Origin of the sequence: Enterobacter ludwigii, assembly GCF_001750725.1 — a bacterium.
Taxonomy (GTDB): domain Bacteria; phylum Pseudomonadota; class Gammaproteobacteria; order Enterobacterales; family Enterobacteriaceae; genus Enterobacter; species Enterobacter ludwigii.
This window is the reverse complement of sequence record NZ_CP017279.1, coordinates 3157838-3181074: the sequence shown is the minus strand read 5'-3', so window position 1 is coordinate 3181074 and position 23237 is coordinate 3157838. Positions and strand designations below refer to the sequence as shown.

Genomic DNA, 23237 nt, shown 5'->3' with positions numbered 1-23237 from the left:
GAAAAAAACGCCGGTCACTGACCGGCGTTTTTGTATGAAGATTTAATCTTTTCTATCTGTTCATCTTTCTCATTCCAGAGCGTATTCAGCCAACGCTGGAAAAGACGTTTGAAATTCTTATCGTTAACGTAATCCCCGTGCAACCCGTCATCAACCGGCACCAGCTCGATACGTACAACGATCCGCGTCAGCTTGCCGCTGAGCATATCGAAGAACGGTGTCCTGTCGTTTTCCGGATAGCAGAGCGTGACGTTGAGTAATTTATCGAACTGCGCGCCCAACACGTTAAGCGCCATCGCAATGCCCGCAGCCTTGGGCGGCAGCAGGTGCTGATAAGGAGAGCGAGTTTGTTGACGCTTCTCTTCCGTAAAGCGCGAGCCTTCCACGAAGTTCACAATGGTTGTCGGATGCGCGCGAAATTTTTCGCAGGAACGGCGCGTGGTTTCCACATCTTTACCACTACGCTCCGGATGACGAAGCAAATAGCTGCGCGAATAGCGTTTCATAAACGGCATATCGAGCGCCCAGCAGGCCAGACCGATAAAAGGTACCCAGGCGAGCTGCTGTTTCAGGAAGTATTTGTTCATCGGGATATGTTTGCGGAAAAGCACGCATAACACCACGATGTCAGCCCAGCTGTGGTGGTTGCAGATAAGCAGGTACCAGTTCTTTTTGTTGAGGCCTTCAAGCCCTTCCACATCCCACTTCAGGTGTGGATTCAGGTACAACAGGAACGCCAGTCCTTCACACCAGCAGTACATCATAAAATTACAAAATGCGGATACGGCTCGCCATACCACGGGCACGGGCAGCAGCAACTTAATGATGCCGGCAATAATGATCGGCACAGAACAGGCGACAGTCACCAGAATAGTTAAAATGATGCTTAAAGGTAATGTTATTGCTGCGAGCAATCTCGACATGATGAGCTTTTTCAGATGGTTAGCTGTAAGTGAGCGGCCGGCTATCCGGTGCAGGGCGCTGATTTTATCAGAAATCAGACAAAATAAGGGTGCTTTCATGCCAGGCGTTGCGGGATAACGCCCGGGAGCAGAAGATTTCGCTATAACGGCATGCGGCCCTGGGCTTATATCCACATAGACTAAATTGTCATCAATTGGCCATAAAGATCAAATGAAACATAATAACTCTATGATATATAGCATCTATTTATTATGAGGTATGTACTTTTAGCGTCTGTTATTCCTGTGACGTAAAAGTATGCACAAACTTATCCACAGATTTATTTTTGCGAGCGATCCTCACGATCGCAAAATCTTTTCCTGTATCTGGCGCTAATAACTGATGTTTTCATCCTTCTGTGGCATCCTTTACGCATAAATTGATTAAAGGCACGGACATTATGGTTCAGATCCCAGAAAACCCTCTTATTCTCGTCGACGGCTCTTCTTACCTGTATCGGGCGTACCATGCGTTTCCTCCTCTGACCAATAGCGCAGGGGAACCTACCGGCGCAATGTACGGCGTGCTAAACATGCTGCGCAGCCTGATCCTTCAGTACCAGCCAACCCATGCGGCAGTGGTGTTTGATGCGAAAGGTAAAACCTTCCGCGACGAGCTTTTTGAGCATTACAAATCTCACCGTCCGCCAATGCCTGACGATCTGCGTGCGCAGATTGAACCGCTGCACGCGATGGTAAAAGCGATGGGCTTGCCGCTGCTGGCCGTCTCTGGGGTCGAAGCCGATGACGTAATAGGTACGCTGGCACGTGAAGCAGAAAAAATGGGTCGTCCGGTACTGATTAGTACAGGGGATAAAGATATGGCGCAGCTGGTAACGCCAGGTATCACCCTGATTAACACCATGACCAACACCATCCTGGGGCCTGAAGAGGTGGTCACAAAATATGGCGTGCCGCCAGAGCTGATTATCGACTTCCTCGCGCTGATGGGCGACTCCTCGGATAACATCCCAGGTGTACCTGGCGTGGGTGAAAAGACCGCCCAGGCGCTGCTTCAGGGATTGGGTGGGCTGGATACGCTGTACGCGGAGCCGGACAAAATCGCCGGGCTCTCCTTCCGTGGTGCAAAAACCATGGCCGGAAAGCTGGAAGAGAACAAAGAGGTGGCTTATCTCTCCTATAAGCTGGCAACCATTAAAACCGATGTTGAACTGGAACTGGGTTGTGAGCAGTTGGAAGTGCAGCAGCCTTCCGCAGACGAACTGCTAATCCTGTTTAAGAAATACGAATTTAAGCGCTGGACCACTGACGTGGAAGCCGGTAAATGGCTGCAGGCAAAAGGGGCCAAACCGGCCGCTAAGCCAAAGGAGACGATTGTCGTTGATGCCGAAGAGCTGGCAGAAGAAGAGGCCATCGCGCTCTCTTTCGACAACTACGAAACCCTCCTTGAAGAGTCACAGCTGGTGGCGTGGATTGAGAAACTCAAAAAAGCGCCGTTCTTTGCCTTCGACACGGAAACCGACAGCCTCGATAACATCTCGGCCAATATGGTCGGCCTGTCATTTGCGACGGAGCCGGGAATGGCGGCCTATGTGCCCGTTGCACATGATTACCTCGATGCGCCTGATCAGATCCCGCGTGAGCGTGTGCTGGAGCTGCTGAAGCCGATTCTGGAAGATGACAAGGCGCTTAAGGTCGGGCAAAACCTCAAATATGATCGCGGCATTCTGCAAAACTATGGCATTGAGCTGCGCGGCATTGCGTTCGATACCATGCTGGAATCTTACATTCTCGACAGCGTGGCGGGTCGTCACGATATGGACTCCTTATCCGACCGTTGGCTCAAGCATAAGACCATTACCTTTGAAGAGATTGCCGGAAAAGGTAAAAACCAGCTCACCTTCAATCAGATTGCCCTGGAAGAAGCGGGTCGCTACGCGGCCGAAGACGCCGATGTCACGCTGCAACTGCACCTGAAGATGTGGCCAAAACTGCAGAAGCACGAAGGTCCGCTGAACGTGTTCCAGCACATTGAGATGCCGCTGGTACCTGTGCTCTCGCGCATTGAGCGCAACGGCGTAAAAATTGATCCGACGGTGCTGCATAACCACTCTGGAGAACTGGCGCAGCGGTTGACCGAGCTTGAGCAGAAGGCGCATGAGCTTGCCGGCGAACCGTTTAACCTTTCGTCTCCGAAACAGCTTCAGACCATCCTGTTTGAAAAACAGGGAATTAAGCCGCTGAAGAAAACCCCTGGCGGCGCGCCATCAACGTCTGAAGAAGTGCTTGAGGAACTGGCGCTGGATTACCCGCTGCCAAAAGTGATTCTCCAGTACCGTGGTCTGGCGAAGCTGAAGTCTACCTATACCGATAAACTTCCGCTGATGATCAACCCTAAAACGGGCCGCGTGCATACCTCGTATCATCAGGCTGTGGCGGCGACCGGTCGTCTCTCCTCGACCGATCCAAATCTGCAGAACATTCCGGTACGTAATGAAGAAGGCCGTCGTATCCGTCAGGCGTTTATCGCGCCAGACGACTACCTGATCGTCTCGGCCGACTACTCGCAAATTGAGCTGCGTATTATGGCGCACCTGTCACGCGACAAGGGGCTGCTGACGGCCTTTGCGGAAGGAAAGGATATCCACCGTGCAACGGCGGCTGAAGTCTTTGGGCTGCCGCTGGACAGCGTGACTCACGAGCAACGTCGCAGTGCGAAGGCGATCAACTTCGGTCTGATCTACGGCATGAGCGCCTTTGGCCTTTCGCGCCAGCTCAACATTCCGCGTAAAGAGTCGCAGAAGTATATGGATCTCTACTTCGAGCGTTATCCGGGCGTGCTGGAATATATGGAACGCACCCGTGCGCAGGCGAAGGAGAAAGGCTACGTCGAAACCCTGGATGGTCGTCGCCTTTATCTGCCGGACATCAAATCAAGCAACGCCGCACGTCGTGCCGGTGCAGAACGTGCTGCCATCAACGCCCCGATGCAGGGGACGGCGGCAGACATTATTAAGCGCGCGATGATCGCAGTTGATGCCTGGCTGGAAAAAGAGAAGCCACGCGTGAAGATGATCATGCAGGTACACGATGAACTGGTATTCGAAGTCCACAAAGATGATCTGGACGCCGTGTCGAAGAAGATCCACGAACTGATGGAACGCAGCATGACGCTTGACGTGCCGTTGCTGGTGGAAGTGGGCAGCGGTGAAAACTGGGATCAAGCTCACTAAGGGTTCTGCCAATAACGCGCTTTTTATGTAAGTTAGCAACATAACAAAGTGCGTTTTGTGACGATCATTAGAATTCCCTATGTAAAGAATGAAAAAAAACTACAAAAAGTGCTTTTTCTACAGCAAAAAAAGGGGTAGAGTTATTCGCGTAGGGTACAGAGGTAAGATGTTCTATCTTTCAGACCTTTTACTTCACGTAATCGGATTTGGCTGAATATTTTAGCCGCCCCAGTCAGTAATGACTGGGGCGTTTTTTATTGCGGCAAAGAAAAATCCAGGCAAAAAAAAGCGCGGACATCGCCGCGCTCGGTATTACTCTTCTTCCGCTTCCGTCGCGGGTTCCAGCTCGTTGAACCAGCTATCGAGCTTCTGACGCAGCTTGTCGACACCCTGCTTTTTCAGCGAGGAGAACGGCTCTACCTGTACGTCGCCGTTAAAAGCCAGCACCGCTTCGCGAACCATATTCACCTGCGCTTTACGCGCGCCGCTCGCCAGTTTATCCGCTTTAGTCAGCAGTACCAGCACGGCTATCTCACTTGAGACAGCCCAGTCGATCATCTGCTGATCGAGATCTTTCAGGGGATGGCGGATATCCATCAGCACCACCAGACCTTTCAGGCACTGGCGTTTTTCCAGGTATTCACCCAGCGCGCGCTGCCATTTGATCTTCATCTCTTCCGGTACTTGCGCGTAACCATATCCTGGTAAGTCGACCAGGCGTTTGCCTTCTGCCACTTCAAACAGGTTAATCAGCTGAGTACGGCCAGGTGTTTTTGAGGTACGCGCCAGGCTCTTCTGATTGGTCAGCGTATTCAGGGCGCTGGATTTGCCCGCGTTAGAGCGGCCAGCAAAAGCCACTTCAATGCCAGTATCAGAAGGAAGGTGGCGGATATCGGGCGCACTGGTGACAAAATGCGTCTGTTGGTAGTTCCAGGTAGTCACGTGGTCGTCTCCAAAATCGTAATCTGAGGGGGATTATACCTGAATGCCGGCAAAAGACTTTTTTGATTGCACAGTGCCTGTAGGTTAAAACCCTGGCGGTTGTGAGAGATCGGCTATGAATACTATGGGAGATTTCAGAGAATTCGCAGGCGTTAAAAAAGCCAAATTGTTTTAAATCATAAGTTTATTCTCGGGTAATTATCTGAAAATCCGTTTTTGTGCCGTTTCGTTGCTTGTCAGTTTAACTGAACAGGGTAAAGTGTGCGTCAGGGCGAGGAAGCCAACAGGAAACAGACTTAAGGATTAGGGTCAGGAGCGCCAGGAGGCGAAGACGCAGGATTGTCAGGATGACCAACGCCTGGAGGCGTTTTAACAGGAAACGGAACCGTATCACGGATGGTATTAGCCAAGGGATAAACAGGGTTTGTTGTTGGCAAACACGGAATGTCTGACCCGTTAAGGGTTGTGAGTCAGGAAAAAAGGCGACAGATTGCTCTGTCGCCTTTTTTCTTTGCTTGCTTTCTGCTAGATTTCGCCGCAATTCTATACTGAAGAAAACGACTTAAAGATAAAACATCATGAAAAAACCGACCTCCGCTGCGGGTGCCAAACGCCCTGCAAAAGCACACCGCAAAACGCGCGAAGAACTGAACCAGGAATCGCGCGATCGCAAACGCGATAAAAAACATCGCGGTCATGCTGCGGGTAGCCGTGCAAACGGTGGTGATGCTTCTGGCGCTTCTGCGAAAAACAAGCAGCAGAAAGACCCACGTATTGGCAGTAAAACACCTGTTCCACTGGGCGTGACAGACACCCCGGTCACTAAGCAGCACAAACCAAAGAGCGAGAAACCTATGCTTTCACCGCAGGCTGAGCTGGATTTGCTGGAGAACGATGAGCGCCTGGACGCGCTGCTGGAACGTCTTGAAGAGGGTGAAACCCTGACCGCCGAAGAGCAGTCATGGGTTGATGCCAAACTGGACCGCATTGATGAGCTGATGCAGAAGCTGGGTCTGTCTTACGACGATGACGAAGATGAAGAAGAAGACGAAAAGCAGGAAGATATGATGCGTCTTCTGAAGGGTGGAAACTAACATTTGCATCCGGCAGGGACGATAGTCCTGCTAATAACCCTTCCGGTTATATGTTATCTGGTGTGGTTATTCGTTAAACTACGGCGGTTGTCGCGGCGACAGAAGTGGCTGCGCACCCGAGTGATGGCCCGCGATGGGGCCAGAACGGGCCGCCGTATGCGAACGCGACACCAACGGAAGGAGTGAGCATGTCTGTACCAACTATCGACTGGGATTTGGCCCTAATCCAGAAATATAACTATTCCGGGCCGCGTTATACGTCATACCCCACCGCGCTGGAGTTCTCCGATAGTTTCGGCGAAGCGGCGTTTCAGCAGGCTGTCGCGCGCTACCCCGAGCGTCCGCTGTCGCTCTATGTCCATATTCCGTTCTGCCACAAGCTCTGCTACTTCTGCGGCTGCAATAAAATCGTTACCCGTCAGCAACATAAAGCCGATCAGTATCTGGATGCGCTGGAGCAGGAGATTCTGCACCGTGCCCCGCTATTTGCCGGCCGTCACGTCAGCCAGCTTCACTGGGGTGGGGGGACGCCAACGTATCTGAATAAAGCGCAGATCAGCCGTTTAATGACGCTCCTGCGCAACAACTTCCGGTTTAACGACGATGCTGAAATCTCGATCGAGGTCGATCCGCGCGAAATTGAGCTGGATGTACTGGATCACTTACGCGCTGAAGGTTTCAATCGCCTGAGCATGGGCGTGCAGGACTTCAACAAAGAGGTGCAGCGGCTGGTGAACCGTGAGCAGGATGAAGAGTTTATCTTTGCCTTACTCAACCACGCCCGCGATATCGGCTTTACGTCGACCAATATCGACCTGATTTACGGCCTGCCTAAGCAAACGCCGGAGAGCTTCGCCTTCACGCTGAAACGCGTGGCCGAACTCAACCCGGACCGCCTGAGCGTCTTTAACTATGCGCATCTGCCGACGCTGTTTGCCGCTCAGCGCAAAATCAAAGATGCCGACCTGCCTTCTGCCCAACAGAAGCTGGATATTCTGCAGGAAACCATCGCCTCGCTGACCGAAGCCGGTTATCAGTTCATCGGCATGGATCACTTTGCTCGTCCGGATGACGAGCTGGCTATTGCCCAGCGCGAAGGCGTACTGCACCGAAATTTCCAGGGCTACACCACCCAGGGCGACACCGATTTGCTGGGGATGGGCGTCTCCGCCATCAGCATGATCGGTGACTGCTACGCGCAGAACCAGAAAGAGCTGAAGCTTTACTATCAGCAGGTAGATGACGCGGGCAACGCTCTGTGGCGCGGTATCGCATTAACGCGCGATGACTGCATCCGTCGTGATGTGATTAAGGCGCTCATCTGTAACTTCCGTCTTGATTTCAGCGAGGTGGAAACGCAGTGGGAACTGCATTTCAGCGATTACTTTGCTGATGACCTGAAGCTGTTAGCGCCTCTGGCAAAAGATGGGCTGGTGGATGTTTCAGAACGTGCAATTGACGTGACACCCAAAGGGCGCCTGTTGATTCGTAATATCTGCATGTGCTTCGACGCCTATCTGCGTCAGAAAGCGCGTCTGCAGCAGTTCTCACGCGTCATTTAAGACGTGCCAAAATATTTGGCCGGGTAAGGCGAAGCCGCTACCCGGCTTTTTTGTTAGCGACTCTCTAGCTAAACAGCCCAACCAGCGCCGCGCACAGCACAGCAGCAACGGCTGTTTGTGGCGTGTGGCTTTCAGCTGCTCCACTTGAGAGCATATTCACTAATGTTTCCAGCATGATGATCACCCTCACTTTCCGGGCACGATCATACAAAAATCATTGATACAGTAAAGCGCAAAATAGCAGCAATTTGCGCTCAATTAATAACCTTTACACAAGGGTAAAGATCACTCCATGCCAAGCTCTTTCAGCTTACGCGTCAGGGTATTACGTCCCCATCCCAGCAGGCGTGCCGCTTCCTGCTTATGGCCCTGTGTATGGCGGAGTGCGGTGGTCAACAGCGTGCGCTCCATCTCGGGCTGGGCTTCAGACAGCAAGTTTTGATGACCGGAACGCAGCGCGCGATCGGCCCACTGTGCCAGCAGCGTCGCCCAGCTGTCCGGCAATGCATGTCCGGTGCTGCTTTCTGGCGCAGTCGCTTCAAACAGTTCAGCCGGTAAATCCTGAATCAGGACTTCCTGTCCGGCGGCCATTACGGTCAACCAGCGACAGGTGTTTTCCAGCTGACGCACGTTGCCCGGCCACGCCAGACGGGTGAGGGCGGCATCGGTTTCCGGGTGCAACTGCTTGGCTTCCACGCCCAGCTCACGGGCAGCGACCTGCAGAAAATGACGCGCCAGGCGGGGAATATCTTCACGGCGTTCACGTAGCGGTGGCAAATGAACGCGGATCACGTTCAGGCGATGGAATAAATCCTCACGGAATTTACCTTCCTGGACGCGCTGCTCCAGATTCTGGTGCGTCGCGGCAATAATGCGCACGTCAACCTTCACCGGCGCATAGCCACCTACGCGATAAAACTGTCCGTCGGCCAACACGCGCAGCAGACGGGTCTGGACATCCAGCGGCATATCGCCGATTTCATCCAGGAAGAGTGTTCCACCGTCAGCCTGCTCGAAGCGACCCTGGCGAATGGTATTCGCGCCAGTAAAAGCCCCTTTCTCATGGCCAAACAGTTCGGATTCAATTAAATCCTTTGGGATGGCTGCCATATTTAGAGCGATAAACGGTGCTTTTGCCCGCGGGCTGTGGCGATGTAAGGCATGCGCTACCAGCTCTTTACCGGTTCCCGATTCGCCATTAATCAGTACGCTGATGGACGAGCGTGACAGACGGCCAATGATACGAAACACATCCTGCATGGCCGGCGCTTCGCCAATGATGTCCGTCGTGGGCCCGAAGTCAGGCGTGTGACGAGGCTGTTGCTGCTCCTGGTAGTGGCTGATCGCGCGCTCAACCAGGGCGACCGCTTCGTCAATATCAAACGGTTTGGGCAGGTAATCGAACGCCCCTTGCTGATAGGCGCTCACCGCGGCGTCCAGGTCGGAATGCGCCGTCATTATGATGACCGGAAGCATAGGATGGCGTTGTTTGATCTGCTTTAAAAGCGCCAGCCCGTCCATTCCCGGCATGCGAATATCCGAAAGCAGCACATCCGGCGTTTTGGTGGTGAGTGCGTCGAGCACTTCGCTGCCGCTCTCAAACGTCGTGCAGCTTAATCCTGCCCCTGTGAGCGCGCGTTCAAGCACCCAACGGATGGAGCTATCGTCATCGACTACCCAGACTATCCCTCGTTGCATAAACGTCACCTTTATTTTTTAATCGGCAGGAAAACCGAAAACTCGGTATGTCCCGGCCAACTGGTAAATTCAATTTTTCCAGAGTGTTGATCGATCAAACTACGGGCAATGGATAACCCCAGGCCGGTACCGCCTTCGCGACCGCTGACCATCGGGTAGAACAGGGTGTCCTGAAGATGCGACGGAATACCCGGCCCGTTGTCCTCAACGTCGATGCGAGCAGCCAGACGATAGCGCACGCCGTGCAGTGTGAGCTGGAACGCGGTGCGGGTGCGCAAAATAATTTCGCCCCCTTCCGGCCCCAGTGCCTGCAGGGCATTACGCACAATATTCAGCAAGACCTGCTCAATCTGATCCGGGTCATGCGCCAGTTCCGGCAGGCTTGGGTCGTAATCACGGACCAGCGTGACGTTCTCCGGCAGCTCCATTGAGACGAGTTTCACAACCCGCTCAGCCACTTTATGAATACTTTCTGAGACATGCATGCCGGGCTGTTGCGGCCCGAGCAGACGGTCAACCAGGTTACGCAGGCGGTCTGCCTGCTCAATGATGACGTTGGTGTACTCCGCCAGCGCAGGGTCGGGCAGCGCTTTGGTCAGGAGTTGTGCCGCACCGCGTAAGCCACCCAGCGGGTTCTTGATTTCATGCGCCAGGCCTCGCACCAGGTCACGGGCGGCAATTTGCTGGGCATGCTGAAGTTGTTCCTGGCTCAGGCGGCGCTGATTATCCATCGGCGCCATTTCAAGCAGGATCAGCCCTTCAGGAAGCCGTTGTGCGGTAAGCGATAAAATATGTGAGCGCCCGTCGATCACCAGCGTGACTTCGTTATCGGTAAAGCCCTGACCGGCCTGCAGACTTTCCTGCATCAGGCCAATATTCAGCGAGAAATAGCTCAATAATTCCGGAAGCGGGGTGCCAAACAGTTTGCGTGAGCTCTGGGCGAGCAGCTGCTGCGCCGCCGGGTTGGCGTAATGTACGGCCAGCTCGTCGTCGACCAGCAAAATACTGTTAATCAAAGAATTGAGGATCTGCCCAGCATCGGGCAGCGTGCCAGTTGCCATTCAGCAGTCTCCTGGAGTTGGTTGCACTAATTTAGTGCAGTATAGCTTTTTCGTCGTAAAAAGCGCGTGAGATCAGTTTGTTGGTGGAGAAAAAAGCCCATCCGGAGATGGGCTGAAAGTTTCCACGGCAACAAATAAAAGCTTGTGAGATCGCGCGTAAAAGGGCGCGCGAAACTCATTGAAACTTAAACGCTGTAGTACAGTTCGAACTCAACCGGGTGTGGCGTCATACGCACACGGTCGTTCTCTTCAGTACGCAGGGCGATGTAAGCATCGATAGCGTCGTCAGTGAACACGCCACCTGCAGTCAGGAACTCGCGGTCTGCATCCAGCGCCTGCAGGGCTTCTTCCAGAGAGCCTGCAACCTGTGGGATCTCTTTCGCTTCTTCTGGCGGCAGGTCGTACAGGTTTTTGTCCATGGCTTCGCCTGGGTGGATCTTGTTCTTGATACCGTCCAGACCCGCCATCAGCAGTGCTGCGAAGCACAGGTATGGGTTAGCAGCTGGATCCGGGAAGCGAACTTCGATACGACGCGCTTTAGGAGACGCTACCACAGGGATACGGATAGAAGCAGAACGGTTACGCGCAGAGTACGCCAGCATTACCGGTGCTTCGTAGCCTGGGACCAGACGCTTGTAGGAGTTAGTGGTTGGGTTCGCCAGGGCGTTGATCGCTTTAGCGTGTTTGATTACGCCGCCAATGTAATACAGAGCCTGCTCAGACAGACCGGCATATTTGTCGCCAGAGAACAGGTTGGTTCCGTTCTTGGACAGAGACATGTGGCAGTGCATACCGGAACCGTTATCGCCAAACATTGGTTTTGGCATGAAGGTCGCGGTTTTACCGAAACGGTGCGCAACGTTGTGCACAACGTATTTGTAGATCTGAATTTCGTCTGCTTTTTTGGTCATGGTGTTGAAGCGGGTTGCCACTTCGTTCTGACCCGCAGTCGCCACTTCGTGGTGGTGAGCTTCAACCACCAGGCCCATCTCTTCCATCACCAGACACATGGTGGAACGGATGTCCTGAGCGGAGTCGACCGGAGGAACCGGGAAGTAACCGCCTTTAACGCCAGGACGGTGACCTTTGTTACCACCTTCGTATTTGGTGGCGGAGTTCCATGCACCTTCGATATCGTCGATGGCAACGTGGGAGCCAGAAATAGAGGCACCGAAACGGATGTCATCAAACAGGAAGAATTCTGGTTCTGGCCCGAACAGTACGGTGTCTGCGATACCGGTTGAACGCAGGTACTCTTCAGCGCGTTTCGCGATGGAGCGTGGGTCGCGGTCGTAGCCCTGCAGTGTGCCTGGCTCGAGGATGTCGCAACGGATGATCAGGGTTGGTTCTTCGAAGAACGGATCAATGACCGCAGTGGAAGCGTCAGGCATCAGAACCATGTCAGATTCGTTGATACCTTTCCAGCCGCCAATGGAGGAGCCGTCAAACATTTTGCCTTCTTCAAAGAATTCGGCGTTTACCTGATGAGCAGGAATAGTGACGTGCTGTTCTTTACCTTTGGTATCGGTGAAGCGCAGATCAACAAACTTCACTTCATGTTCGTTCAGCATCGTCAAAACGTGTTCAGCGGACATACTTAACTCTCCAGATTGGTCATTGTCGTCGTGGTAACGAGGTCTTCAATTTCTGTCTTGGGCTGGCTGTGTGCCATTTTTTTGCCGTATTTTTATAAAGCGAAATCTGTGCCAACTTTTAAAACACCCCAAAAAGGCGTTATCATGCGCACCATAGTGCAAAAGTGCTGCACCACAATGGTTATGTTGCACCAGTATAGTGCTTCAGTGTGAACACTGAGCACCATATTGGTGCAATTTTCGTTAAAGTGCCCTTTTTACGCTCCGTGAAAGCGATCACAAAGCATCTCTGCAATACTTGTTTGCGGGGGATGTTTGTGATCCTGTTTTGTAGTGCGATTAATCCGTGTACAATAACGCGCTATTTCTAATGCCTGAGGCAAAGTTGTGATCGAAAATTTGCGTAACATCGCCATCATCGCGCACGTCGACCATGGTAAAACCACCCTGGTTGATAAGCTGCTGCAGCAGTCCGGTACGTTTGATGCTCGTGCCGAAACTCAAGAGCGTGTGATGGACTCCAACGATTTGGAGAAAGAGCGTGGGATTACTATCCTCGCGAAAAACACCGCTATCAAATGGAATGACTACCGTATCAACATCGTTGATACCCCAGGGCACGCCGACTTCGGTGGTGAAGTTGAGCGCGTGATGTCCATGGTGGATTCCGTGCTGCTGGTGGTTGACGCATTTGACGGCCCAATGCCGCAAACGCGCTTCGTGACCAAAAAAGCATTTGCCCATGGCCTGAAACCTATTGTTGTTATCAACAAGGTTGACCGTCCGGGCGCGCGTCCTGACTGGGTTGTTGATCAGGTGTTCGACCTGTTCGTTAACCTCGACGCGACCGACGAGCAGCTGGACTTCCCTATCATTTACGCTTCGGCGCTGAATGGTATCGCGGGTCTGGATCACGAAAATATGGCGGAAGACATGACTCCGCTGTATCAGGCGATTGTCGATCACGTACCGGCTCCGGATGTTGATCTTGATGGTCCGCTGCAGATGCAGATCTCCCAGCTGGACTACAACAACTACGTTGGCGTTATCGGTATCGGCCGCATCAAACGCGGTAAAGTGAAGCCGAACCAGCAGGTTACTATCATCGATAGCGAAGGCAAAACCCGTAACGGTAAAGTGGGCAAAGTGCTGACTCACCTGGGTCTGGAGCGTATCGACAGCGAACTGGCTGAAGCGGGCGACATCATCGCGATTACCGGTCTGGGCGAGCTGAACATCTCTGACACCATCTGCGATCCGCAGAATGTGGAAGCGCTGCCAGCCCTGTCTGTTGATGAGCCAACGGTAACCATGTTCTTCAACGTCAACACCTCTCCGTTCTGTGGCAAAGAAGGTAAATTCGTTACCTCTCGTCAGATCCTTGACCGCCTGAACAAAGAGCTGGTGCACAACGTTGCGCTGCGCGTTGAAGAAACTCAGGATGCTGACGCATTCCGCGTTTCTGGTCGTGGTGAGCTGCACCTGTCTGTTCTGATCGAAAACATGCGTCGTGAAGGTTTCGAAATGGCGGTTTCCCGTCCGAAAGTTATCTTCCGCGAAATCGACGGCCGTAAACAAGAGCCGTTCGAGAACGTAACGCTGGACGTTGAAGAGCAGCATCAGGGTTCTGTTATGCAGGCTCTGGGTGAGCGTAAAGGCGACCTGAAAAACATGAATCCAGATGGCAAAGGCCGCGTACGTCTCGACTACGTGATCCCAAGCCGTGGTCTGATCGGTTTCCGTTCAGAGTTCATGACCATGACGTCCGGTACCGGTCTGCTGTACTCCACCTTCAGCCACTACGACGACGTGCGTCCGGGTGAAGTTGGTCAGCGTAACAACGGCGTTCTGATCTCCAACGGTCAGGGTAAAGCGGTTGCGTTTGCGCTGTTCGGTCTGCAGGATCGCGGTAAGCTGTTCCTGGGTCACGGTGCTGAAGTTTATGAAGGCCAGATCATCGGTATTCACAGTCGTTCTAACGACCTGACTGTAAACTGCCTGACCGGTAAGAAACTGACCAACATGCGTGCGTCCGGGACTGACGAAGCAACGGTTCTGGTTCCACCGATCAAGATGACCCTGGAGCAAGCTCTGGAGTTCATCGATGACGACGAACTGGTAGAAGTGACCCCACTGTCTATCCGTATCCGTAAACGTCACCTGACCGAGAACGATCGTAAACGTGCAATGCGCGGTGCGAAAGAAGAGTAATACGGTCAATCCGTAGGCCGGGTAAGCGCATGCGCCACCCGGCACGTAAAAAGCCGCTGAGCGATCAGCGGCTTTTTTTATTATCAGAACGAATACCTTAACCCCAGGCGGATACGGTACTGCTCGCGGTTGTAATCATTCCATCTGTCCAGCCACTGAAGCTCAAGATAGGGCAGCCAGTTTTTATCGATTTTATAGCTAAATTTATGGGTGATTTCCCAGTGATGGTCTTTGCCATTTTTGCTGTGGTAATCGTTCACGCGCTGGAAAAAATGCGGTTCAAAGGTATAGAAAAACGCATCCGTGACCTTGAAATTCCAGTAGTTAGCGAATTCGTGAGTGTCGTTTTTATCCATCTGGCCGTTGTAGTCCGGCGTATCGTAATTGTTGTGGTTATAGCGATAGCGGAAGGTCAGATTAAACCAGTCGAGAAATTTATAATTGGTATCCAGATAGATAGCGCCTCCGGACCCGGCGCTGCTGTCATTCAGTAAACCGCCAGGCTGAAAGGTGAGTTTATCGGTCGGTTTAAAAAGTGGATACCACCCTTCAATTTCGTTATAGCTGTGCTTAAGCTCGTCCCATTTGCCCACGTTATAGGCGTTAGTGAACATCAGCCCCGCGCCCTTATCGAAGTTATAGCCAGCACGCAGGATCACTTCGTGCAGTTCAGAGGCCGTATTATAGGCTTCGCGCGTTTCGACATAGGCGCCGGCAATTGCCGAGCAGGACACAGACGACACAACCAGTGCAGTAACGATTCTTTTCATAATCAGTCCATGTATGAGGTACAGAAAGGCCCCCCTCCTGTTACACAGGAAGGGAATCAGGGCCGGATTTATTGTTATAAAGTGACTGCTGACGCTTTATTGTTGGTGGTTAACTCAGGGGGTTTTGCGGGTTGTTTTTTCCGTTTTCCAATCTCCTCAATAATAAAGGCGAAGCGTGCTTCGTTGAGTTTATAAAAGAGTCCCATGGTTATCGCGGCAACGATCGCCAGGCCGCACGGCCAGAGAAAAATTAGCTGACGGAGCCCTAGTAGCGTGCCCGCACTCTGCACGGCGTGTGGAATGTAGCCAATCTGCGTCAACATAATGCCCGGCAGGAAACCGGCGAGGGCGGCGGAGATTTTGCGCGAGAAGGTATAACCGGTATAAACCGACCCTTCGGCGCGAATGCCTGTTTTCCACTCGCCATAATCCACGGTATCGGGCACCAGCGCCCAGTTGAGGCTGTTTACGAATGCCGTACCGAAAAAGGCCATGCAGGAAAAGAGCACAAAGAGCAGGGAGCTGGTTCCCCAGAGGAAGTTCATTACGTCGCCCACGGCCCACAGCGTCAGCCCGCCAAGGTAGACCGGCTTCTTGCCAAAGCGCTTAACCGCGCCCGGCACCAGAAACACGCCAACCAGAATGCAGCCCATACTGAAAAAACCCATCCACGACAGCAGATGCAGATCGTTTAGCACGTACTGGGTGTAGTAGACCTGAATCGCCAGTTTGATATTAAACGCGGCGAGGGTGCAAAGGTTGGCGATACACAACACCAGCAACGGTGGGTTGCGGAAAATGGCACAGAAGGATTTCAGGATGCCAGGCTTATGATGATCGGGCGTGACCTCCACATAGCGCTCTTTCACACCGCTGTAGCACCACCACATGCAGAACAGACCGCCGGTGACGAACACCAGTGCGGCCACCAGATAGCCGAGAGAGGGCTGGCTGACAAACAGCGCCTGGATTGGCATAAACCCCACGGTGCAGAGCAATAACCCAACCGTTGCGCCGCCCTGGCGCCAGGCCGCAAGCTGCGCCCGCTCGTTCGGATTTTTAGTGATGGCGGGAACCATCGCACCGTAAGAGCAGTTCATCAGGCTATAACAGAGGCCAAACATCATGAAGAGCAGGGTGGCAATAGCGGTTTTCACCGTCAGGCTAAAATCGGTGGCCACAAACTGCGCCGTGGCCACCAGGGCAACCGGCACCGAGGCATAAAGAATAAACGGCCTGAATTTGCCTCTGGCACCGATGTTACGCCGCGAATCCAGCAACACCCCGGTCAGCATGTCGGTGAATGCGGTAAAGAACTTCGCCACCAGGAAAATAATGCCGCCATAAAAAGCGGGCATGCCCAGTTCATCAGTATAAAACTTCAGCAGATACAGCGTGCCAATACAGAGCATCAGGTTAGAGCCAAAATCGCCCATCCCGTAGGCGCACTTTTCGCGCAGGCTCAGCTTCAGGGTTAACGGATCACTCTTGTGTGTCATGGTCGATCCTCACAGCGCCCCGCAGGGCGCTCTCTCAAGTCAGTTATGCTGTACGTTTGCGCAGTTCAATTTCTTCCACGATGCGCACATACATCTTCTCGTTGAGGTTGTAGAAACAGCCCATCGCCACGATGGTGATGACGGCCAGCAGACTGGGGTAGATAAATATCAGCTGCCGCAGCCCTTCAACCGTTCCGGCGGATTGCACCACGTTTGGCACATAGCCGATTTGCGTGAGCATGATGCCGGGGAAGAAGCCGGCCAGCGCCTGTGAGACCTTCCGGAAGAAGGTAAAGCCGGTATAGACCGTCCCTTCGGATCGCACGCCGGTACGCCACTCGCCGTACTCCACGGTATCGGACACCAGCGCCCAGTTGAGGCTATTCACGAAGGCTGAGCCGAAGAAGGCCAGACAGGAGAACGCCACAAAGCTTACCGAACCACCGCCAAAGAAGTAGTTGAGCAGGTCGCCTGCCACCCAAATCAGCAGCCCGCTGATATAGACCTTTTTCTTGCCGAAGCGACGCACCGCGCCGGGCATCATAAAGACGCCGATAAAAATGCAGCCCATGCTGAAAAAGCCCATGTAGGACAACAGAATAGGGTCGTTCAGCACGTACTGCGTGTAATAAACCTGAATGGCGAGCTTAACGTTAAAGGCCCCCAGCGTGCACAGGTTGGCGATGCAGAGAATAAACAGCGGTCGGTTACCGGCGATGGCGCGAAACGACTGCAGCAGGCCGGGCTTCTGGGCTGGATTGGCGGGCTGCATTTCAACGTAACGCTCGGTCACGCCCTTATAGCACCACCACATAAAGAACAGCCCGAACAGCGAGAAGAGGGTCGCGGCAAAGATATACCCAAGCTGGTCATTGCCTTCAATCAGGTTCATTACCGGCACAAACCCGACGGTACAGAGCAGCAGGCCAAGCGTGGCGCCACCCTGACGCCAGGCGGCCAGCGAAGCGCGCTCGTCCGGGTTTTTGGTAATGGCCGGCACCATCGCACCGTAGGAGCAGTTCATCATGCTGAAGAACAGGCCGTAAAGCATGAACAGCACGGTCGCCATCACTGTTTTGCCGGTGATTTCAAACGGCGTGCCGACAAAGTTTGCGATGGCCAGTAACGTCACCGGGAACGCCGCATACAGCACGAACGGGCGGAATTTGCCCTTAGGACCGATCTTGCGTCGGGAATCGAGCATGATACCCGTGCCCATATCGGTGAAGGCGGTGAAGAACTTGGCAATCAGGAAGATGATCCCGCCGTAGGTACCAGGCAGGCCAAGAACGTCGGTGTAGAACTTCAGCAGATACAACGTGCCGATATCCAGAAGGATGTTAGAGCCGAGATCGCCCATCCCGTAGGCGAGTTTCTCTTTAAACGGCAGGCGTAGCGTTGCCGGATCGGAAGCGTGTTGACGCATTATTGTTCTCCATCTGCCCGCAGGTTTCCCTGCGGGCGAGCCTTATCAGATATGACGTAAGGTGCTAAACAGGTCTGCCCATTCGCTTTGCTGGCGATAAAACACCGGCGGTTTGCCGAGCGGAGCGTCAACGGTGATGTCACCGCCCTCATGCGTTTCACCCGTCCAGGCATTCACCCAGGTGTCCTCAGGCAAATAGAGCGTCCAGTCACGACGGCCTTCTTCATGGACCGGTGCCACCAGCAGATCGCGGCCAAACAGATACTGGTATTTCAGCGTGTAGCTGCGCGCATCGTTTTCGTAATGCAGGAACAGCGGACGCATCACCGGCAGGCCGCTTTTCGCGTTCTGCGCAACGGCGGCTTTGATGTAGGGCTTCAGGGTAGTGAAGACGGTCGTCATACGCGCAAAGTGGGCGATGGTTTCGCCGTCGCCATCAAACTGCCAGTTATCGCCAGGGCGGTTGCCCTCGTGGGTACGCATCATCGGTGTGAAGGCGCTGAAGTCGCACCAGCGCAGCAGCAGCTCTTTGCTGCGTTTCATCTCAAACAGCGTGGTATAACCGCCGATGTCGCTGTGATGCAGCCCGTGCCCGGTCATTGCCAGTGAGAGTGCCGCAGGAACCACTGATGCCAGACCGTCGTCCAGGCTCCAGTCGACGTTCTGATCGCCGGCCCACATCATCACCGAGTGTTTCTGGCTGCCGGTATAACCCGCGCGCATAAAGAACAGGATCTCGCCGAGCTTGCCGGTCTCTTCCAGCGCCTCGTAGTTACATTTCGCCCATAGCGCAGGCCAGGCGTTATGCATGATTTCCGCGCTCACGCCGTTGTGCAGGAAGGTATCAGTCGGCAAATATTCACCAAAATCAGCCATCCAGCCGCCACAGCCCAGCGCTATCAGGTTCTTTTTGATGACCTCTTTGTACCAGCCGTAGGCTTCCGGATTCGTCAGGTCGATAACGCCCGCGTAGAACTCGCCGAACTCGACGTGATAGTCCTGACCGTCGGCGTTTTTGGTCAGATAACCGCGTTTCGCCGCCTCTTCACAGAGGTCTCTGTCGCTGGCCACGTAAGGGTTGATATAGGAGAGGAACTGCACGCCCTCCTGCTTCCACTGCGGGATACGTGTATCCAGCTGCGGATACAGATCGCTGTTCCACTTCCAGTTCCACATCACGCGTTTGCCAAAGGAGGTCATCCGGATGCCGGACCAGTCCTGCGCCCAGATACCGTTCACCTTCACACCGCCGTTGCGCATGGTGTCGAGCTTTTGCTGGCACACGTCGGTGCCGCCCTGAACGCCCAGCGTTACCCCGTCGTAAACCCAGTCCGGCAGTTCGGGCTGACGGCCCAGTAACCCGGTCAGTTTTTCCAGCAGATCGACATACGTTTGCGCACATTCGAAGCGCAGCGTGGCGTTATCTTCCCAGAAGGCCAGCTCGTGGAACCCCGGCGCGCTGAAGTCGAAATTCATATAACAGCTGTTATCCACGTGGCAGTAGTACTTCTGGGTACTCACAAAGGTGGGTTGCGGGAAGAAGGTCCAGTAGTAATCGCCGCCCGCGTTCTCTTTGCAGTCTGCCTGCCAGGTGACGTAGGTCTGCTTATTACGGCCCACGCCCTGCTCGCTAGTCCACAACGGGAACGGCTTGCCGCGCAGGTCGAAGTAGGAGAACTGCTCTCCGCAACCATAGATATGATCCTCGGGCTGGGCCGCCAGCCGCAGCCAGATGCGGTTATGGCAGGTGGCATCATTTTTGAGTTTCAGCTCCAGGCGTCCTTCGGCATCCACACCCACCAGTAGCGTGGCGCTGACGGCGTCACCCCGGGTAAAGCGAATCGCCCAACCCGCATTTTGCGGCGCGACGGTGGCCTCGGTCAGGGCAATTTTTTCGTTGAGTTTGTCTTTGATGCTGAAGTTGCCGCGAAACATCTCGATATCGGCTTCACCTGCGCCGATCCACAGGCACGGGGTGTCGGCGGTGTGGGACAGAATCAGACGATCCTGCCAGCTCAGGGTGAAACCATGTTCACTGCTTTTAAGAATAATATTGTGTAGGGTACGCATAAGATCTCCGTTTTTATTATTTGGCTTGGCTATCCAGTAATCCGGCGGCAACGGCCGGGGCTAACCCTGGCGCCAGCGGTAAGCGAGGGATCACCAGGCAATGCAGCAGATGATAAATATCCTGCTTGCCGTCCCAGACTTTGGTGGTCACTTCGTTATGGATATCCAGCTCCTGCCACCATGAACCGTTCTCGTAGTCGATCAGGTATTTGATGCAGTAATCCCACCATTTCTGATACCAGGCTTCGTACTGCGCCTCGCCGGTGACGGTATAGAGCGCATAGGCCGTTCCCATCGCTTCGACAATCGGCCAGCGCACGCGCTCGCGAACGATGGGCTTACCGTCCCAGCCAACGGAATAGACAAAACCGTCGGCACCATCGGGTGCCCAGGCGTCGCGGATTGTGGCGTGGAACAAGCCTTTTGCATCTTCCAGCAGCCATGCGGGGGGTGTTTCAAAACGCGCTTCCAGCGCAGCGCGCAGGTGCAGCATCAGGCGGCCCCACTCGATCCAGTGGCCTGGCGTACCGCCGTAGGCGCGAAAACGGTGAGCGGGGTTATCAATGTTGTAATCGCGGATGGGGTTCCATTGCGTATCGAAATGCTCATTAACCCGGTACTCGCCCTTGCGTGCCACGTCGTGAATGATCACCGAAGCAATGCGCAGTGCGCGGTCGAGCCATTTACGGTCATGCGTCACGTCATACACAATCAGGAAGGCTTCGACAGCGTGCATATTGGCGTTGCCGCCACGGTACTCTTCGGTTTTGCTGAAGGCCTCATCCCAGGATTCCAGGCACATCTGTTCCTGTTCGCTCCAGAAATAACGCTCAATCACCTCGATGGCATCGTCCAGTAACTTGCGAGCCTGCGGATGGCCGGTGGTGACGGCGCTGGCCGCGCCCAGCAAAACAAAGAAGTGCTGATAGCCCTGCTTGGAGGCATCCATAACGCCTTCATCGTTAATACAGGCGTACCAGCCGCCATATTGCGGGTCACGCAGCGGGCCATTCAGGGCGTTGATGCCATGCTCCACCAGGGCATATGCGCCGGGACGCCCCATGTTTGCCGCCACGGCATAAACGTGCAGCATACGGGCGGTGATCCACAGATGCGTGCCCATATCGCTGCGCACCTGACCGTTATTGCCCAGCCAGCCAAAACCGGTCGGCACGGCGGCGTTTTTACCGAAATCGAGAATGCGGTCAGTCTCTTGTTCAAGCCAGCGGTTATGGCTCAGGGTGTTAAACCATTTCATGTTCGGGTCCTTTCTTAACGGCGAGCCATCATTTCGTCGACGATCTCACCCAAACGCTGCAGTTTCGGCACAGAAATATCACGGAGCATCAGTTCCGTGTCCGGCAGGCCAATCACTGATGACCAGACGGCGCGGCCGGCTAAAAAGCCGGATGCGCCCGCCTGCATCGCAACACTCACCGCCCTTGGGAACAACTTATCGTCCACGCCGGATGAGAGGATCACCCACGGCATGGCGATGTTCTCGTTCAGTTTTTGCGAGGCAGTCAGCAATTCCTGCTGACTGCCTTTGCCGAACAGGGGCATCTCCACTTTGTAGAGGTCAGCTCCGCTGTCTCCCAGCTCTTTTGCCGCGTCGATAATGGCCTGTTCACGATTAAACGTCGCGCCGCGACGCGGCGGGCGGACTACCGGCTCAATAATGCTAAGTAGTCCATTGTTATGGCACAGCTGATTGAACGCCTTCACCATCTCCAGACGCTGCTGTGGATCTTCGTCGCTACGCCACAGCACCAGTAGCTTCAGTGCTTTGCCGCCATCGCGCCTGACCGCCTGAGCATCAACGTTTTTATCGATGACGACGCTGTCAACGGGGATCCCGTTCCCCGGAATAAATTCGTCTGCTGCCACAATCATCGCGCAGCTTTTGGCAACGGCCTGTTGCTCAACGATCTGCTGGTAGCAAAACTGCTGATCGACAAGAATGGCGGAGGCATACGGCGACAGAATTTTGGCCGCGTTGACCTTAAAGTCGGTGAGATGCCGATCGGTGACCGGCACCGGAGCGCCCGCCGCAGCAAACATCAGGCGCATCGCTTCGCGCTGGTCAACGGCCAGCATTGCAAAACCGCCGGAAGGTCGGGTGATATCTTTCAGGGTGTACATCGTCATTCCTCAGTCCTTTCGTATCAGTGTGTTTTTTTCAGCCCGGCGGATGCGCGAACCTGTTCAAGAATGGCTGTCCAGTCTTCGCGCCCGCGTCCGGCGGCCCGCGCCTGGTTGTAGACTTCACGGGAGGCGGCGCCCAGCGGCATCGGGACGTGGAGCTGGTTTGCCACGTCCAGCGCGATCCCCAGATCTTTATGCGCGAGGTCGATCATAAAGGCCGGTGTAAGATCGCCTTTGAGCACCTTGTTAGGCCATGAGGTGGTGAAGTGGCCTTTGCCTGCTGGCGTACCGCTCATGACGCTGAGCGCCACATCGAAAGAGAGGCCGAGGGCTTCACACAGCACGGCGGCTTCAGCGGACAGCGCGTTCAGGGCAATGCTCATGTAGTTGTTAATAAGCTTCACGCGGATACCCATGCCTGGCCCACCTGCGTTTATCAGTTCATTGCCCATCGCCATCAACACCGGCGTGGCTCGTTCAACCTGCTGCGCGGTGCCACCAGCCAGAAGGAGTAATGTTCCGGCGACGGCATGGTCCGATGTGCGTCCGACAGGCACATCCATCATGCTGAAACCACGTTCAGCCATGTCGTGGATCAGGGCATCGGTCTGTAGCGGGTGAATGGTGGACATATCAATGACCAGCGCTTCGCGGGATAACCCTTCGCAGACGCCCTGCTCACCAAACAAGACTGTGCGAACCAGGTCTCCGTTTGGCAGCATGGTGATGACAAATTCGGCCTCCTTTACTGCCTGTGCAGGCGTGGCTGCAGCCAGGGCTCCACGCGCCACCAGGGCCTGTATCGCCTGTGGGTTTACATCAAAAACGTGAAGCTGGTGGCCCTGTTTAAGCAGATTCGTTGCCATAGGCGCACCCATCTGTCCTAACCCGATAAAGGCAATTGCTGACATGCTTCTCTCCTGTCACATCGTGTCAATTATTGAGCGTTTGTGTTGTCTGTTTTTGATCGTATTTGTAATTTATAGTCAAAAAATTGACAGGGGTCAC

General features: G+C 54.1%; 18 protein-coding genes. 5 read left to right on the top strand and 13 right to left on the bottom strand.

The window, feature by feature from the left end; translation table 11 throughout:
• Window positions 1-14: 14 nt before the first annotated feature.
• Window positions 15-923, bottom strand: coding sequence for an acyltransferase (locus BH714_RS14940; RefSeq protein ID WP_040019066.1), 909 nt, complete (start codon window positions 921-923; stop codon window positions 15-17).
• Between the two features lie 440 nt (window positions 924-1363).
• Here BH714_RS14940 and polA point away from each other — a divergent pair, with 440 nt between their 5' ends.
• Window positions 1364-4156 carry a DNA polymerase I gene (polA, locus tag BH714_RS14935; protein WP_040018310.1) on the top strand — a complete coding sequence of 931 codons (2793 nt, stop codon included), beginning with the start codon at window positions 1364-1366 and terminating at the stop codon, window positions 4154-4156.
• 166 nt (window positions 4157-4322) lie between these two features.
• A complete protein-coding gene (spfP, locus tag BH714_RS24570) occupies window positions 4323-4370 on the top strand; it encodes a small protein SpfP (RefSeq protein WP_071892919.1) in 48 nt (15 codons plus the stop codon).
• A gap of 98 nt (window positions 4371-4468) precedes the next feature.
• Here the strand turns inward: spfP and yihA are convergent, their stop codons facing one another.
• Entirely contained in the window at window positions 4469-5098 is a 630-nt protein-coding gene (gene yihA / locus BH714_RS14930; RefSeq protein ID WP_014172255.1) for a ribosome biogenesis GTP-binding protein YihA/YsxC, read from the bottom strand.
• Between the two features lie 578 nt (window positions 5099-5676).
• Between yihA and yihI the strand changes: the two genes are divergently transcribed.
• On the top strand, window positions 5677-6192 hold the full coding sequence (gene yihI, locus BH714_RS14925) for a Der GTPase-activating protein YihI (RefSeq protein WP_014172254.1): 516 nt from the start codon (window positions 5677-5679) through the stop codon (window positions 6190-6192).
• A gap of 188 nt (window positions 6193-6380) precedes the next feature.
• Window positions 6381-7754 carry an oxygen-independent coproporphyrinogen III oxidase gene (hemN, locus tag BH714_RS14920; RefSeq protein WP_032680057.1) on the top strand — a complete coding sequence of 458 codons (1374 nt, stop codon included), beginning with the start codon at window positions 6381-6383 and terminating at the stop codon, window positions 7752-7754.
• Between the two features lie 64 nt (window positions 7755-7818).
• Here the strand turns inward: hemN and BH714_RS24105 are convergent, their stop codons facing one another.
• The 4 genes from BH714_RS24105 to glnA all read right to left on the bottom strand — a co-directional run bounded on the left by BH714_RS24105 (window position 7819) and on the right by glnA (window position 12108).
• Window positions 7819-7929, bottom strand: a complete 111-nt coding sequence (locus BH714_RS24105; RefSeq protein ID WP_032670298.1) for a YshB family small membrane protein — start codon at window positions 7927-7929, stop codon at window positions 7819-7821.
• 110 nt (window positions 7930-8039) lie between these two features.
• On the bottom strand, window positions 8040-9452 hold the full coding sequence (gene glnG / locus BH714_RS14910; protein WP_020883985.1) for a nitrogen regulation protein NR(I): 1413 nt from the start codon (window positions 9450-9452) through the stop codon (window positions 8040-8042).
• A gap of 11 nt (window positions 9453-9463) precedes the next feature.
• Window positions 9464-10513, bottom strand: a complete 1050-nt coding sequence (gene glnL / locus BH714_RS14905; protein ID WP_014172250.1) for a nitrogen regulation protein NR(II) — start codon at window positions 10511-10513, stop codon at window positions 9464-9466.
• 185 nt (window positions 10514-10698) lie between these two features.
• Window positions 10699-12108 (bottom strand): glutamate--ammonia ligase, encoded by a 1410-nt coding sequence (glnA, locus tag BH714_RS14900; protein ID WP_040018308.1) that lies wholly within the window; start codon window positions 12106-12108, stop codon window positions 10699-10701.
• Between the two features lie 387 nt (window positions 12109-12495).
• Here glnA and typA point away from each other — a divergent pair, with 387 nt between their 5' ends.
• Window positions 12496-14319: a ribosome-dependent GTPase TypA gene (gene typA / locus BH714_RS14895; RefSeq protein WP_014172248.1), complete on the top strand. Its 1824-nt coding sequence runs from the start codon at window positions 12496-12498 to the stop codon at window positions 14317-14319.
• A gap of 83 nt (window positions 14320-14402) precedes the next feature.
• On the opposite strand, the gene ompL is transcribed toward typA, so the two are convergent.
• The 7 genes from ompL to yihU all read right to left on the bottom strand — a co-directional run bounded on the left by ompL (window position 14403) and on the right by yihU (window position 23140).
• On the bottom strand, window positions 14403-15089 hold the full coding sequence (gene ompL, locus BH714_RS14890) for a porin OmpL (protein WP_040018307.1): 687 nt from the start codon (window positions 15087-15089) through the stop codon (window positions 14403-14405).
• A 74-nt stretch (window positions 15090-15163) separates the two neighbouring features.
• Window positions 15164-16588 (bottom strand): MFS transporter, encoded by a 1425-nt coding sequence (locus BH714_RS14885; RefSeq protein WP_020883983.1) that lies wholly within the window; start codon window positions 16586-16588, stop codon window positions 15164-15166.
• Between the two features lie 43 nt (window positions 16589-16631).
• Window positions 16632-18014: an MFS transporter gene (locus tag BH714_RS14880; protein ID WP_020883982.1), complete on the bottom strand. Its 1383-nt coding sequence runs from the start codon at window positions 18012-18014 to the stop codon at window positions 16632-16634.
• Between the two features lie 45 nt (window positions 18015-18059).
• The gene (locus BH714_RS14875) at window positions 18060-20084 is read right to left on the bottom strand and encodes an alpha-glucosidase (RefSeq protein ID WP_040018306.1); all 2025 of its coding nucleotides are present in this window, start codon (window positions 20082-20084) and stop codon (window positions 18060-18062) included.
• A 16-nt stretch (window positions 20085-20100) separates the two neighbouring features.
• A complete protein-coding gene (gene yihS, locus BH714_RS14870; RefSeq protein WP_014172243.1) occupies window positions 20101-21342 on the bottom strand; it encodes a sulfoquinovose isomerase in 1242 nt (413 codons plus the stop codon).
• Window positions 21343-21356: 14 nt separating this feature from the next.
• Entirely contained in the window at window positions 21357-22232 is an 876-nt protein-coding gene (gene yihT, locus BH714_RS14865) for a sulfofructosephosphate aldolase (protein ID WP_014172242.1), read from the bottom strand.
• A gap of 17 nt (window positions 22233-22249) precedes the next feature.
• Window positions 22250-23140: a sulfolactaldehyde 3-reductase gene (gene yihU / locus BH714_RS14860; protein WP_040018305.1), complete on the bottom strand. Its 891-nt coding sequence runs from the start codon at window positions 23138-23140 to the stop codon at window positions 22250-22252.
• Window positions 23141-23237 lie beyond the last annotated feature (97 nt).

Bases quoted from the DNA above. Each gene is read 5' to 3' on its own strand.
- BH714_RS14940 (WP_040019066.1), bottom strand. From the start codon at position 923: ATGTCGAGATTGCTCGCAGCAATAACATTACCTTTAAGCATCATTTTA.
- polA (WP_040018310.1), top strand. From the start codon at position 1,364: ATGGTTCAGATCCCAGAAAACCCTCTTATTCTCGTCGACGGCTCTTCT.
- yihI (WP_014172254.1), top strand. From the start codon at position 5,677: ATGAAAAAACCGACCTCCGCTGCGGGTGCCAAACGCCCTGCAAAAGCA.
- hemN (WP_032680057.1), top strand. From the start codon at position 6,381: ATGTCTGTACCAACTATCGACTGGGATTTGGCCCTAATCCAGAAATAT.
- BH714_RS24105 (WP_032670298.1), bottom strand. From the start codon at position 7,929: ATGCTGGAAACATTAGTGAATATGCTCTCAAGTGGAGCAGCTGAAAGC.
- glnG (WP_020883985.1), bottom strand. From the start codon at position 9,452: ATGCAACGAGGGATAGTCTGGGTAGTCGATGACGATAGCTCCATCCGT.
- glnL (WP_014172250.1), bottom strand. From the start codon at position 10,513: ATGGCAACTGGCACGCTGCCCGATGCTGGGCAGATCCTCAATTCTTTG.
- glnA (WP_040018308.1), bottom strand. From the start codon at position 12,108: ATGTCCGCTGAACACGTTTTGACGATGCTGAACGAACATGAAGTGAAG.
- ompL (WP_040018307.1), bottom strand. From the start codon at position 15,089: ATGAAAAGAATCGTTACTGCACTGGTTGTGTCGTCTGTGTCCTGCTCG.
- BH714_RS14885 (WP_020883983.1), bottom strand. From the start codon at position 16,588: ATGACACACAAGAGTGATCCGTTAACCCTGAAGCTGAGCCTGCGCGAA.
- BH714_RS14880 (WP_020883982.1), bottom strand. From the start codon at position 18,014: ATGCGTCAACACGCTTCCGATCCGGCAACGCTACGCCTGCCGTTTAAA.
- BH714_RS14875 (WP_040018306.1), bottom strand. From the start codon at position 20,084: ATGCGTACCCTACACAATATTATTCTTAAAAGCAGTGAACATGGTTTC.
- yihS (WP_014172243.1), bottom strand. From the start codon at position 21,342: ATGAAATGGTTTAACACCCTGAGCCATAACCGCTGGCTTGAACAAGAG.
- yihT (WP_014172242.1), bottom strand. From the start codon at position 22,232: ATGACGATGTACACCCTGAAAGATATCACCCGACCTTCCGGCGGTTTT.
- yihU (WP_040018305.1), bottom strand. From the start codon at position 23,140: ATGTCAGCAATTGCCTTTATCGGGTTAGGACAGATGGGTGCGCCTATG.